At 57.2% G+C, this 13,320-nt stretch carries 14 protein-coding genes; 2 read left to right on the forward strand and 12 right to left on the reverse strand.

The window, feature by feature from the left end:
- The first annotated feature begins 104 nt into the window (after nt 1-104).
- A complete protein-coding gene (locus ACW4YW_RS11225) occupies nt 105-725 on the forward strand; it encodes a phosphoadenosine phosphosulfate reductase domain-containing protein (protein ID WP_457137622.1) in 621 nt (206 codons plus the stop codon).
- Nucleotides 726-776: 51 nt separating this feature from the next.
- On the opposite strand, the gene pqqE is transcribed toward ACW4YW_RS11225, so the two are convergent.
- The 10 genes from pqqE to gyrA all read right to left on the reverse strand — a co-directional run bounded on the left by pqqE (nt 777) and on the right by gyrA (nt 11,816).
- Nucleotides 777-1,970 carry a pyrroloquinoline quinone biosynthesis protein PqqE gene (gene pqqE / locus ACW4YW_RS11230; RefSeq protein WP_457137623.1) on the reverse strand — a complete coding sequence of 398 codons (1,194 nt, stop codon included), beginning with the start codon at nt 1,968-1,970 and terminating at the stop codon, nt 777-779.
- Nucleotides 1,971-2,008: 38 nt separating this feature from the next.
- On the reverse strand, nt 2,009-2,329 hold the full coding sequence (gene pqqD / locus ACW4YW_RS11235) for a pyrroloquinoline quinone biosynthesis peptide chaperone PqqD (RefSeq protein ID WP_457137624.1): 321 nt from the start codon (nt 2,327-2,329) through the stop codon (nt 2,009-2,011).
- A complete protein-coding gene (gene pqqC / locus ACW4YW_RS11240) occupies nt 2,301-3,053 on the reverse strand; it encodes a pyrroloquinoline-quinone synthase PqqC (protein ID WP_457137625.1) in 753 nt (250 codons plus the stop codon). The genes pqqD and pqqC overlap by 29 nt, the downstream gene beginning before the upstream one ends.
- Nucleotides 3,054-3,062: 9 nt before the next feature.
- Nucleotides 3,063-3,980 (reverse strand): pyrroloquinoline quinone biosynthesis protein PqqB, encoded by a 918-nt coding sequence (gene pqqB / locus ACW4YW_RS11245; RefSeq protein ID WP_457137626.1) that lies wholly within the window; start codon nt 3,978-3,980, stop codon nt 3,063-3,065.
- A gap of 87 nt (nt 3,981-4,067) precedes the next feature.
- Complete coding sequence (pqqA, locus tag ACW4YW_RS11250; RefSeq protein ID WP_081774944.1) at nt 4,068-4,139, reverse strand: pyrroloquinoline quinone precursor peptide PqqA; 72 nt, start codon at nt 4,137-4,139, stop codon at nt 4,068-4,070.
- 485 nt (nt 4,140-4,624) lie between these two features.
- Nucleotides 4,625-5,734 carry a histidinol-phosphate transaminase gene (gene hisC / locus ACW4YW_RS11255; protein WP_457137627.1) on the reverse strand — a complete coding sequence of 370 codons (1,110 nt, stop codon included), beginning with the start codon at nt 5,732-5,734 and terminating at the stop codon, nt 4,625-4,627.
- Nucleotides 5,735-5,778: 44 nt separating this feature from the next.
- Nucleotides 5,779-6,936 carry a diguanylate cyclase domain-containing protein gene (locus ACW4YW_RS11260; RefSeq protein WP_457137628.1) on the reverse strand — a complete coding sequence of 386 codons (1,158 nt, stop codon included), beginning with the start codon at nt 6,934-6,936 and terminating at the stop codon, nt 5,779-5,781.
- A gap of 142 nt (nt 6,937-7,078) precedes the next feature.
- A complete protein-coding gene (gene pheA / locus ACW4YW_RS11265; protein WP_457137629.1) occupies nt 7,079-8,146 on the reverse strand; it encodes a prephenate dehydratase in 1,068 nt (355 codons plus the stop codon).
- Nucleotides 8,147-8,157: 11 nt separating this feature from the next.
- Nucleotides 8,158-9,240, reverse strand: coding sequence for a 3-phosphoserine/phosphohydroxythreonine transaminase (gene serC / locus ACW4YW_RS11270; RefSeq protein WP_457137630.1), 1,083 nt, complete (start codon nt 9,238-9,240; stop codon nt 8,158-8,160).
- Between the two features lie 17 nt (nt 9,241-9,257).
- Nucleotides 9,258-11,816: a DNA gyrase subunit A gene (gene gyrA, locus ACW4YW_RS11275; RefSeq protein ID WP_457137631.1), complete on the reverse strand. Its 2,559-nt coding sequence runs from the start codon at nt 11,814-11,816 to the stop codon at nt 9,258-9,260.
- A 237-nt stretch (nt 11,817-12,053) separates the two neighbouring features.
- Between gyrA and ACW4YW_RS11280 the strand changes: the two genes are divergently transcribed.
- Nucleotides 12,054-12,656 (forward strand): peroxiredoxin, encoded by a 603-nt coding sequence (locus ACW4YW_RS11280; RefSeq protein ID WP_407993619.1) that lies wholly within the window; start codon nt 12,054-12,056, stop codon nt 12,654-12,656.
- A gap of 78 nt (nt 12,657-12,734) precedes the next feature.
- On the opposite strand, the gene ACW4YW_RS11285 is transcribed toward ACW4YW_RS11280, so the two are convergent.
- Together ACW4YW_RS11285 and ACW4YW_RS11290 are read right to left on the reverse strand one after the other, a co-directional pair.
- Nucleotides 12,735-12,956 carry a hypothetical protein gene (locus ACW4YW_RS11285; protein WP_457137632.1) on the reverse strand — a complete coding sequence of 74 codons (222 nt, stop codon included), beginning with the start codon at nt 12,954-12,956 and terminating at the stop codon, nt 12,735-12,737.
- Between the two features lie 40 nt (nt 12,957-12,996).
- Nucleotides 12,997-13,287, reverse strand: a complete 291-nt coding sequence (locus ACW4YW_RS11290) for a sll1863 family stress response protein (RefSeq protein WP_457137633.1) — start codon at nt 13,285-13,287, stop codon at nt 12,997-12,999.
- Nucleotides 13,288-13,320: the final 33 nt, after the last annotated feature.

A 13,320-nucleotide genomic window follows, 5' to 3' on the forward strand; every position in this document is an offset into this window, starting at 1 on the left:
AGCCTCCAACCAGGCTAGTGCCAATGTAATCGGAGCGGCGCTTTGTTACAATAAGTCACTTACCTTATGTCGACTTTAGTCGATCCATCAATACGGAGTAAAGCATGCAACTGGACTTGGCAAAAATCAACGCAGAATTGGGACGCGACGCGGAAAAACTGGTGGAATGGGCACTTGGCCTGAACAAGAAAGCCATCATCACGACCAACTTCCGCCCTTTCGAGGCCGTCATCCTGCACATGGTCGCCAAAGTCCGCCCCGACACTCCCGTGATCTGGATGGACAGCGGCTACAACACCGAGGCGACCTACCGCTTTGCAGATGAGGTTACGAATCAACTCAAACTCAACCTGAGCATCTACCTGCCCAAGCGCTCCCGCGCACATCAGGAAGCCGTTGATGGCCCCGTTCCGGCACTCGATGATCCACGCCATGCCGCGTTTACGGAAGAAGTCAAACTGGAACCCTTTGCGCGCGCCCTACGTGAAACGGCGCCTGAAGTCTGGTTCACCGCCCTGCGCGCCACCGATACTGCAGTACGCGCCCAAATGGACCCGGTCAGCATCAACCCGGACGGCTTGATCAAGGTAGCGCCATTGCTGCATTGGAGTTCAAAAGACTTGTACCAGTACCTCACCGCCCACAATTTGCCGAACAACTTCGACTACTTCGACCCGACCAAGGGCGAGGAAAACCGCGAGTGCGGCTTGCATCTGTCACATTAAGCCGCTAAGGCTGGAACAGAAAGGGGAGCCTTCGCTCCCCTTTTTCGTTGGTTAAGGCAAGGCATGAAACTCTTCCACCAACTCCCTATTCTCGCCCTCGATCAGCTTGCGAGAGTTCTTGTCATTGCGGAAGAAGATAGGCTGCGCCTGCAGGTAAGGCTTTTGCGCGTTGGCAATGGCTTCGTCGATCAAGTGCCGGTGCGGCGACTTGGTGCACACCGGGTCGGCCGCCTCGGCGTCGCCTGAGAGCAGGAATGCCTGGCAACGGCAGCCGCCGAGATCCTTCTCTTTTTCCGGGCAGCTGCGGCAGGGTTCTTTCATCCAGTCGTCGCCGCGGTATTTATTGAAGGCAGGCGACTCTTCCCACACCCATTTCAGGCCGTTGGCCTTGACGTTGGGGAAGCTCATGTTGGGCAATACGCGCGCCGAGTGGCATGGCAGCACGTCGCCGTTGGCCGTGACGATCATGAACACTTCGCCCCAGCCGTTCATGCATTTCTTGGGACGGTTGGAGAAGTAGTCCGGCACCACGAAGAATATCTTCATTTTGTTGCCAACTTTTTCACGGAAGGCATTGGTGATGGCTTCGGCCTCGTCGATCTGCTCCTTGGTCGGCATAAGCTGGCTGCGGTTGACCAGGGACCAGCCGTAATACTGGGTATTCGCCAGTTCAACGAAATCCGCCCCCAGCGCTTCCGCCATCTCGAGGATTTCCTTGACGTGCTTGATGTTGAAGCGGTGGATCACGACGTTGAGCACCATGGGATAGCCATGGGCCTTGATCATGGCCGCGACTTTTTTCTTCAGCTCGAAGGTGCGGGTGCCGGTGATGAAATTGTTGATTTCCTCGGTGATGTCGTGCATGGAAAGCTGGATATGGTCCAGCCCGCCCGCCTTGAAGGCGCTGATGCGCTTTTCAGTGAGTCCCACTCCGGAAGTGATGAGGTTGGTGTAATAGCCAAGGCGGCCGGCCTCGGCGACAATGTCCTCGATATCGTCGCGCAGGAGCGGCTCCCCGCCGGAAATGCCCAGTTGCAATGCGCCAAGCTTGCGCGCATCGCGCAGGGCTTGTATCCATTGCTCGGTGCTCAGCTCGTTCTTGGTGTGCTTGTCGTAATCCGTGGGGTTGTAGCAGAAGGCGCAATGCAAGGGGCAGCGATACGTCACCTCGGCCAGCAGCCACAGGGGCTGGGTGTTGGTCTTGGAGGCGGCAACGCCGTTGTTTTGTTGAACCGGTGTACTCATGTTTTCTGCTCCTTCCGCAATGCGCCTGCCACAGGCCGCTAATTACGCTTTTCCAGCCAGGCCTTTTCCAGTGCGAGGTCAAGCATGGCAACCACATCGGCCTCGATGTCCGCCACGTCGGGAAAGGCGGCCTGCACATCGGCCACGATGTCAGCGACGCTGCGCTGGCCGTCCACGCGCTTGATGACTTCGCCCGCCCCGCCATTGAGCTTGATCATGCCCTCGGGAAACAGCAGCACGTAGCATTGCTGCGCTTCTTCCCATTGGAAACGGTAATGGCGCGCGATGGCATAAATATCACCTGAGGAGACGACGCTGGCGTTATCTGCCTTATCGTGGTTGTCTGAGATAGTCGACATGTTGTTCTACCTTGATATTGGTTGAGGCGAGCATAATGGCATCGGCAATGACCCACAGCACATCCAGCTTGAATTGCAGGATATCCAGCGCCTTTTCCTGTAACTCACGGCTCTGGCTGAAGTAATCCAGGGTCACGGCAAGCCCTTGCTCGACATCGCGCCTGGCTTCGGTCAGGCGCTTCTTGAAATAGACCAGCCCTTCTTCCTTTACCCAGGGATACATGCTGGGCCAGGAGCTGATGCGCTGTTGATGGATATGCGGCGCAAACAGTTCGGTCAGGGAGGAACATACCGACTCCTGCCATGGCCGTTGCTTGGCAAAATTGACATAGGCATCCACGGCAAACCTTACGCCGGGTGCGACGAACTTGAGGGAAGTCACGTCTTCGCGGCTCAGGCCGACTGCCTGGCCGAGCTGTATCCATGCCTCGATGCCGCCGACGTTATTTGCATCTCCGTCATGGTCGATAATGCGCTGTATCCAGCCCTTGCGGATTTCCTTGTCCGGGCAGTTGGACATGATGGCCGCGTCTTTCTGCGGGATGCTGATCTGGTAATAGAAGCGGTTGGCGACCCAGCATTGCAATTGTTCGCGCGTGAGTTTGCCTTCGTACATCATCACGTGGAACGGATGGTAGATATGGTATCCCCTGCCCTTGTCGCGCAGTTGCTGTTCGAACTCTTCGCGGGTCCAGGGAGTGTTGCCTATCACAGGTGCGTTCATGCCGTTCTCCTAGAGAATAATGTCCAGGCCGTCATAGGCGACCTCGATACCATGTTTTGTCAGTTCTGCGCGCTCTGCGGAATCCTCGCGCAGAATCGGGTTGGTGTTGTTGATATGGATCAGCACACGGCGCGCATTGGGGTAGGAATCCAGCACCTCGATCATGCCGCCGGGGCCCGACTGTGGGTTATGGCCGATGTCGCGGGCTCTCTTGGTCATCAGGCCCATATCGATCATTTCGGTATTGGTCCAGAACGTGCCGTCCACCATGATGCAGTCCGCCTGCTCCATTAGGGCTGGCAGGTGAGGCTCGATCTCGCCTAGGCCTGGCGCATAGAAAGCCTTCTTGCCATGGTTAAGATCTTCGATCAGCACGCCGATGGTGTCGCCTGGATGCGGATCGTTACGATGCGGCGAATACGGCGGCGCTGCACTTTTCAGGGCTACGGCAGTAAAACGCAAGCCGGGCGCATTTTCCACGCTGAAGCTGTTTTTCCCGTCAATCGGGATGTCGTGGCGGTTCACGCCGCAATAATGGCCGAGAATATTGAGCAAGGGGTTACCGGTGGTCAGGTCCTGGTACACCATGTCGGTACAGTAAATCTCGCGCTTGACCTGGCCCTCGCGCAACATCAGCAGGCCCGTCGTATGGTCGATCTGCGCGTCTATCAGCACGATGCCCACGATCCCGCTATCGCGGATCGCACGGCCAGGCTGCAATGGAGCAAATTCCTGGATTTGCTGCAGAATATCTGGAGAAGTGTTGAACAGCACCCAGTTGATGCCGTCGGCGCTGACGCAGATGGAAGACTGCGTGCGTTTTTTTGCCTTGATCGTGCCTTTGCGCAGGCCATCGCAATTCGGGCAATTGCAGTTCCATTGCGGGAAACCGCCGCCTGCTGCCGATCCTAGAACATGAATATGCATATCAGCCTTTTTATAGAATTCGATTTTTGCTGATGAACTGCCGGGAACCTCGGTCCCCGGCTATCGTGTCACTTACAATCGACTCGCTTAGCGATTGCAAACGTACATAGTGACTTCAAAACCGAAACGCATTTCAGTAACTTCTGGCTTGGTCCACATAATACTCTCCTTTAAATTGATTGATTTATATCGCTGCCGCCGGGCAAAAACGCCTGACGACAACGTGAGTGCATTGTGCAATGAGGACGCCTCAGGAAACAGTGCGAAAACACCGAAAGTCATCTCATGATTATCATGAGTCAAACAAGGAGAACCAAGCCCTAAGAGCCTGTTCAATGTCTTTTCATGGGCACGTTGCCCCGGCAAGGTGGGTGATGCAAGGCGCAAACCGCAGACGGGCTCATTGCCCGGCGAGGATTTGCAACGCAGCAGCGGCTATCTTGCCGGAGCAACCCAAAGGGCATGGCCCTAAAACTCATCCGCTCGGCGTTGCAGTCCTTGCCAAGGCAAATAAGCATTACCTGCAGACTGCGTCTTGATCGAACGCGTTTTAGGGCCATGCGTGCCCCATGAAAAGACATTGAACAGGCTCTCACAAGGGCCGGAAAGCAATCAGGCCTCTTGCGAGGCCTGACGATGGGGAATTAAGCGCGCGTTTTCAATATGTGTTCAAGTACTTCGAGGAAACGCGCATTTTCCGCGTGCAAGCCGATGCTTACCCGTAGGTAGTCCGGCATTTCATATGCCGCAACCGGCCTCACGATCACGCCGTGCTTGAGCAGTTGCTGATACACCTCCCCGGCCTGCGCCACGTGGAAGCTGACGAAGTTGCCATACGAGGGAACATAGCTCAAACCGAGCCGGGCCAAGCCTTGCGTGACCTGCACCATGCCGGCCTGGTTCAGCGCATAACTGCGCTCGACAAATTCATCATCCTCCAGTGCGGCCACAGCCGCCGCCTGGGCAACGCTATTGACGTTGAACGGCTGGCGCACCCGGTTCATCAAATCCGCAATTCCAGGCGAAGTAACGCCAAAGCCGACGCGTAGGCCTGCCAAGCCATATGCCTTGGACAAGGTCCTGGAAATCAGCAGGTTATCGAACTCAGCCAACCAGGAAAATGCTTCGGACTTGAGATCGGCGGCAAGATATTCGTCATAAGCCTCATCCAACACCGCCAATACCTGTTTGGGCACCTTGGCGAGGAAGTCGCGCAAGGCTTGCTTGCCAAGCAAGGTGCCGGTCGGATTGTTGGGATTGGCAATGAAGACGATACGGGTCTTGTCCGTAATTGCCGCCAACATGGCATCCAGGTCGTGGCCGAAATCGCGGGCAGGCACGCTGATGCCGGTCGCCCCCGTGGCCTGTGTCACCAAGGCATAGACTGCGAACGCATGCTGGGCGTATACAGCCTCTGTCCCAGGCGTAAGGAACGCACGGGCGGCAAGCTCAAGGATGTCGTTGGAACCGTTGCCGAATACCAGTTGATCCGGCTGCAGCTTGAATTTGCGGCATACACAGTCGCGCAGGGCAAAGCTATTACCGTCAGGATAGCGTGCGATATCCTCCAGCGCCTCCTGCATGGCTTCATAAGCCTTGGGGCTGACGCCCAATGGATTTTCATTGGAAGCCAGTTTGATGATGGCCTCCGGCTTGAGCCCCATCTCCCGTGCAAGCTCGGTAATCGGCTTGCCCGGCTGGTAAGGCGCAATCGCGCGAATGTTGGACGGCGCGAGGTCGCACAGCCTGGTCACGATAGTATTCCTTTGAACATGGTATTGAATTCGAACACGGGCGATCAAGCGTAGCTTGATTCGCGCCTGCCCTCGCGCTTGGCGTCATACATGGCATGATCCGCGCGCCTGATGACGTCTACCGCCGACACATCCCGGTACGGGAAAACACAGATGCCGATGCTGGCGGACAGGTCGCGGATCGGCGGCAAGCCGTCGAGGATGATGGGCGCCAGGAACTGCCGTTTCAATTTCTCGGCCAGAATGTCGGCGGCTTCCGCATTGCCGATATCGCGTGCCAGCACGAAGAACTCGTCGCCGCCCAATCGTGCCAGGGTATCCGCCTCGCGCATGGTGTATTTCAGGCGCGTCGCCACCTCTTTCAGCACGATGTCGCCAATGAGGTGACCGTAGGTATCGTTGATCGGCTTGAACTTGTCCAGGTCGATGAACAAGCCGGCGCAGACCTGGTTGTTACGTGAAGAGAAATTGATCGCCTGCTCGATGCGGTCAAGCAGCAATTCACGGTTGGGCAAGCCGGTCAGGCGGTCGTGCAGCGCCCGCTCCTGCTGGCGCTGGCGCTCGTTGTCCAGGTCCTTCTCGCGCAAGAACAATTCCCGGCTCTGCTTTTCCGACACATAGCTGGCGAAGCCTCCGACAATATTCGCGGAGAGGATGAATACGTCATAAATCAGCACCTGTAACGGCGGCAGCGACCTCAGGAACAGGAACATGATGTTGAACACCAAGAATAGTACGATGCCGACCAGGGTTGAGTTGAAAAACCGCAATCCCGAGAAGGTATACGTCCAGAACACCATGACCACCAGGCCGGTATAGTAGAAATTGATGGCGGCCACGGGCATGTAGCTCACCTGGGCCAGCAGACCCAAGCCGCTGAACAAGGCGACCACCGCCAGGAACAGCTGGTTGTACTTGAGGAAATGCCGATAGAAGGAAAGCCAGAACACCGCAAAGAACAGCATCACGGCCATGGTGCGGATATACCAGACATGGACGAACGCATCCGGCTTGACGAATAACGGGTCGAGCAAGCCGTAGAGCATGGTCATGACGGCCCCGACCACCAGGGCCAAGCGTGAATGCCTGCGCAGGCTGGAAATGGCATGCAACTGATAAAGCGCTTCCAGCCGCTCGTTCTCGAAACTCAGCGTCCATTTGCGTAGCGAAGCAGACCATAACAAGTTCTGGCTAATCGGCATACTCCCCCTTCAACAACAGATCATTTCCCCGATAATTCGCAAGCACGCACTAGCCGCCCCAAACTTCCGGAACGAGGCAACGAGATACTATCATGCAGCTTGCGCTAACTCCGCGCCAGACGTTGCATCTGGCACACCCGCATCATATTACGGCAACCGGGTAAGAACCAAGCACCTTGAGCAAGGAAGCACGCTGTTCAAGTTCGTACAATGCCTTTGCCACCTTGGGGTCCTGATAATGCCCTTCGATATCCACGAAGAACACGTACTCCCAGATGCCCAGCTTGGAAGGGCGCGACTCGAACTTGCTCATATCAACGCCATGTTGCGCCAGGGGCGCGAGCAGGCCGACCACGGCGCCGGGCACGTTCTTGGCAGCCAGCAACAAGGAGGTCTTGTCCTTGCCAGAAGGCTCGACCTCATGTGTGGCGAGGACGAGAAAGCGCGTCACGTTCTTGGGATCGTCCTCGATATTCTCAGCTAGGACGGCCAGGTCGAATATCTCGGCAGCGCGCTGGCTGGCTATCGCCACCGCAAACGTATCCTGCCTCGCCAGCTCTGCCGCCTGGGCATTGCTGCCGGTGCTGACCCGCTCGATCCCGCCCAGGTTGAGGTTGAGCCATTCATGGCATTGCCCCAGGGACTGGGCATGAGAATAGACGCGCTTGATTTCGCCGTCGGCCTGCTTGCTGCGCAATAGGCAATGATGGATCGGTAAGGTGATTTCGCCGCAGATATGCAGACTGGTGGTAGTCAACAAGTCCAGGGTGCGTCCTACCGCGCCTTCGGTGGAGTTTTCCACTGGCACGACGGCATAATCCGCGCTGCCGGATTCCACCATGCGAAATACTTCATCGATGGAAATACACGGCCTGGGAGAGCTCAGCCCGCCAAACTGCTTGTTGGCCGCCTCCTCGCTGAAGGTGCCTTGCGGACCAAGGAAGGCCACGGACAGCTCGCGCTCCAATGCGCGGCAATTGGACATCACGCTGCGGAAAATGCCTGTCACCGCCTCTGCAGACAACGGCCCGGTATTCTTCTCGAGCAGGCGGCGCAACACTTGCGCCTCGCGTTCGGGGCGGTAGACCGGCCCCTCGCCCTTGAGCGCGCCGATCTCGCGCGCCAGTGCAGCCCGAGCATTGATCAGTTTGAGCAGTTGCTCGTCAATCGCATCGATCTGGTCGCGGCAACCTTTTAGGATATCACTCATGCAGACCTCTCTTAACCGTGGGCGCGCTCGAAATCCTGCATGAAGCCGACCAATGCCTGCACGCCTTCCAACGGCATGGCATTGTAGATGGATGCGCGCATGCCGCCGAGCAAGCGGTGGCCCTTGAGCTGCAACAAGCCGCGGGCTTGCGCCTGCTTGAGGAATTCCGCATCCAGGACGCTATCCTTGAGCGTGAACGGAATATTCATGCGCGAGCGGTTTTCCAGTGCGATCGGCGAATTGTAGAAATCCGTGCTGTCGAGATAATCGTACAGCAAGGCCGATTTCTTGATATTGAACTTCTCGATGGCAGCCAGGCCGCCCTTGGCCTTCAACCACTTGAATACCAAGCCTGCGATATAGATGCCGTAGGTCGGCGGCGTGTTGTACATCGACTCGTTGTCCGCATGCACCTTGTAATCGAACATGGTCGGCGTGCCGGGCAAGGTCTCGCCGATGAGGTCTTCGCGCACGATGACGATGGTCAACCCGGCCGGGCCGATGTTCTTCTGGGCGCCCGCGTAGATCAGGCCGTACTGGCTCACGTCCACGGGACGGGAAAGAATGTGCGAGGACATATCCACCACCAGCGGCACATCGCCAACTTGCGGCGTCCAGAACATCTCCAGCCCGCCTATCGTTTCGTTGGAGGTGTAATGCAGGAACGCAGCATCCGGATTAGGCTTCCATTGCGATTGCAGCGGCACCTGCCGATATTGCTGCCCGGCAGCGGAAGCCACGATATTGACCTCGCAGTACCTGGATGCCTCCTCTATCGCCTTCTGCGCCCAGATGCCGGTATCCAGATAATCCGCCATCTTCTTGCCGCGCAGCAGGTTCATGGGGATCATGGAAAACTGCGCATGCGCCCCGCCCTGCAGGAACAAAACCTTGTAATTGGCGGGAATCCCCAGCAGTTCGCGTAGATCGGCCTCGGCTTCTTGCGCAATGCTGATGAACTCCTTGCCGCGATGGCTCATTTCCATCACCGACATGCCGGAGCCATGCCAGTCCAGCATTTCCTCGCTGGCTTGTTGCAATACTTCCTTGGGAAGCACTGCGGGACCTGCAGAAAAATTATAGATTTGCGTCATCAATATCCTACTCGGCCTTATTCGTCAGCGGTTTCGTTGTCGTCATCGGTTTCCACCACCTTTTCCAGGCCGGAGAGCTTCTCGCCTTCGCCCAGGTTGATCAAGGTCACGCCCTGGGTGGCACGGCCAAGCTCGCGGATCTCCTTCACGCGGGTGCGGATCAGCACGCCACCGGTGGTGATCAGCATGATCTCGTCGTCGTCGCCTACCAGGCGGGCACCTACCACCACGCCGTTGCGCTCGCTGGTCGCAATCGCCTTCACGCCCTGCGTACCGCGACCGGAATGACGGAAATCGGCCAGGACGGTGCGCTTGCCGTAGCCATTTTCAGTGGCCACCAACACGGTTTGCTTGTCGTTATCGGCGATCAGCAGGGAAATCACCTGCTGCTTAGCCTGAAGTTTCATGCCGCGCACGCCGCGCGCTGCACGGCCCATCGCCCGCACGTCCTCTTCATCGAACCAGACCGCCTTGCCGCCGTTGGAAACGAGGACGATGTCGTTCACGCCGTTGGTGACCTCGGCCCCGATCAGGTAATCGCCATCATCCAGGTTCAGCGCAATAATGCCGGAACGGCGTGGGTTGGAGAACTCAATCAGTGCCGTTTTCTTGACGGTGCCCTTGGCAGTCGCCATGAACACATAATGATTTTCGTCAAACTCCTTGACCGGCAGGATGGCATTGATCTTTTCGCCCTCCTCCAACGGGAACAGGTTGACGATCGGCTTGCCGCGGCTGATGCGGCTGCCTTGCGGCACTTCGTAGACCTTGAGCCAGTAGACACGGCCGCGGCTCGAGAAGCACAGGATGTAGTCGTGCGTATTCGCCACGAACATCTTGTCGATGAAATCGTCTTCCTTGGTGGCCGCCGCCTGCTTGCCGCGGCCGCCGCGGCGTTGCGCACGGTACTCTTCCAGCGGCTGCGATTTCACATAGCCGGTATGCGACAGCGTCACCACCACATCCTGCGGCGTAATCAGGTCTTCGAGCGAAAGGTCCTGCGCATTGTGCACAATCTCGCTGCGGCGTTTGTCGCCGAACTGGTTGAGGATGGCTGCCAGCTCTTCCACAATGATTTGCGTCACGCGCTCGGACTTGGCTAGGATATCAAGCAAGTCGGCAATGATATCCATGACCTCCTTGTATTCGTTGACGATCTTGTCCTGCTCCAGGCCGGTCAAGCGTTGCAGGCGCATCTGCAGGATTTCCTGCGCCTGCACGTCGGACAATCTGTAGCCATTCGGGGTCAGGCCGAAATCGACGGACAGGCCTTCAGGACGCGAAGCCTCCATGGCCGCGCGCTTGAGCATTTCCTCGACCACGGGCGAGTTCCAGGTGCGCGCCATCAGTTCGCGCTTGGCTTCCGGCGGCGTCGGTGCGGCCTTGATCAGGGCAATCATCTCGTCCACGTTGGCCAGCGCCACTGCCAGGCCTTCGAGCACGTGGCCGCGCTCGCGCGCCTTGCGCAATTCGTAGACGGTACGACGCGTCACCACTTCGCGGCGGTGGCGCAGGAAGGCTTCCAGCATCTGCTTGAGGTTGAGCAGGCGCGGCTGGCCGTCCAGCAGCGCCACCATGTTCATGCCGAAGGTGTCCTGGAGCTGGGTCTGCTTGTAAAGGTTGTTGAGCACCACCTCGGGGACTTCGCCGCGCTTGAGCTCGATCACGACACGCATGCCGGACTTGTCGGACTCGTCGCGCAGGTCGGAAATGCCCTCGATCTTCTTCTCGTTGACTAGCTCGGCAATTTTCTCAACGAAGGTCTTCTTGTTGACCTGGTACGGCAGCTCATCCACGATCAAGGCCTGGCGGTTGCCCTTTTCCAGGTCCTCCACGTGGGTGCGGCCGCGCATGACGACACGGCCCCGGCCAGTACGGTAGCCTTCACGCACGCCTACCGTGCCGTAGATGATGCCGGCGGTCGGGAAGTCGGGCGCCGGGATGATCTCGATCAGTTCATCCACCGTGGTTTCCGGGTTCTTGAGCAGCGCCAGACAGCCTGCAATCACTTCGTTGAGGTTGTGCGGCGGGATATTGGTCGCCATGCCGACTGCAATACCGGAACTGCCGTTGATGAGCAGGTTCGGGATGCGCGCCGGCATGATGAGGGGTTCGTGCTCGGAGCCGTCGTAGTTCGGCCCGAAATCAACCGTTTCCTTGTCGATGTCGGCCAGCAATTCGTGCGCGATCCGCGCCATGCGGATTTCGGTATACCGCATCGCGGCGGCATTGTCGCCGTCCACCGAGCCGAAGTTGCCCTGGCCGTCCACCAGCATATAGCGCAAGGAGAAATCCTGCGCCATACGGACGATGGTGTCGTATACCGCGGTATCGCCGTGCGGGTGGTATTTACCGATGACGTCGCCGACAATACGTGCGGATTTCTTGTAAGGCCTGTTCCAGTCGTTGCTGAGCTCGTGCATCGCAAAAAGAACGCGGCGATGCACGGGCTTCAGGCCGTCACGCACATCCGGCAACGCACGCCCCACGATCACGCTCATCGCGTAATCGAGATAGGAGCGACGCATTTCGTCTTCGAGGCTGATAGGGAGGGTTTCTTTGGCGAACTGATCCATTATTTGCTATCGGCTTTAAAATGGCTTAAAGCCATGGATTCTAGCACGATACGCCCGGCAAAGCATGCCGGGATTTAGTCCTTGATCTTGCAGAGGATTCCAGGCTTGGCGCTGCCAGCAGGCTCAACCGCGACCTTGGCATCCATGTCGGCGATTGCAAAAATTAATTAGAAATTTACCCGGAGTTGCTTTAGGCTAACGCGTTTCGAACAACTTAACGATAAAAGGAGAAAGCACATGGCCGTTTTAGTTGGCAAACCAGCTCCCGATTTCACTGCTGCCGCAGTACTGGGTGACAATTCCATCAAGGAAGACTTCAACCTTTCCCAACACATCAAGGGCAAGCCTGCCGTTATCTTCTTTTACCCACTCGATTTCACTTTCGTCTGCCCTTCCGAGCTGATCGCCTTTGATCACCGCCTGGAGGATTTCAAGTCGCGCGGCGTCGAAGTCATTGGCGTTTCCATCGACTCCCACTTCAGCCACCTGGCCTGGAAGAATACGCCGGTGGACAAGGGCGGCATCGGCAAGGTTGGCTATCCATTGGTAGCGGACATCCGTCACGAGATCGCCAAGGCTTACGACGTTGAGTCTGATGGCGGCGTCGCCTACCGCGGCTCCTTCCTCATCAACAAGGAAGGCGTTGTCGTGCACCAGGTGGTAAACGACCTGCCGTTAGGCCGCGACATTGATGAAATGTTGCGCATGGTGGATGCCCTGCAGTTCTTCGAAGAGCATGGCGAAGTCTGCCCAGCAGGCTGGAAGAAAGGCAAGGCCGGCATGAACGCTTCCCCTGAAGGCGTTGCCAAGTACCTGGCAGAAAACGCCTCCGCACTGTAAATTCAGCAGGACGGCGCAATAAAAAAACGGGACTCGATGTCCCGTTTTTTTATTGGCTACAGCACAAATTGCCTTCGGCTACTTCTTGCGTACACCCAAGGCTACGACTGCAATCCCTGCCACAATCGCGACGATGCCCAGCACTTCGGGAATCGCCACATCGTTCTCAACCTCGGCGGTTGCCTTCAACGGCCCGATCTGCGCCACCGTTTCCTCCGTAGTAAAGCTGAAACCCTTGTAAACCAACGCTGCAGCGCCCAATACGATCAGCAACACGCCAACAATTATCGATGTTTTCATCGCGGCCTCCTCGCCTGTGGTCAAGAATCTGGATTATGGTTTATTCGTTGAATTTCTTGCGTGCCTCGGCAATGGCATGCTTGATGGCTTCCCATGCCTCGTCGCTGCCCTTCTTGAGCTCCTTCCAGGCTTCTCCTGCCGACGCCTGGATTTCGCCGAGCTTCACCTTGGCTTCTTCGCGCTTTTCCTTCAAGTTGGCAATCTGCTCATCGTATTTGACGCGCAGCTCAGCATCGGCCTTGCGCACCTTGGCTTCCAGCACGTCGATATCCGCACTCCACTCGTCGAGCTGTGTTTTCAGCTTTTCAACGTATTCATCTTTCAAGCTCATATTGTTCTCCTTATCTGATCAAACGATTCATGC

The organism is Methylobacillus pratensis (assembly GCF_054072455.1).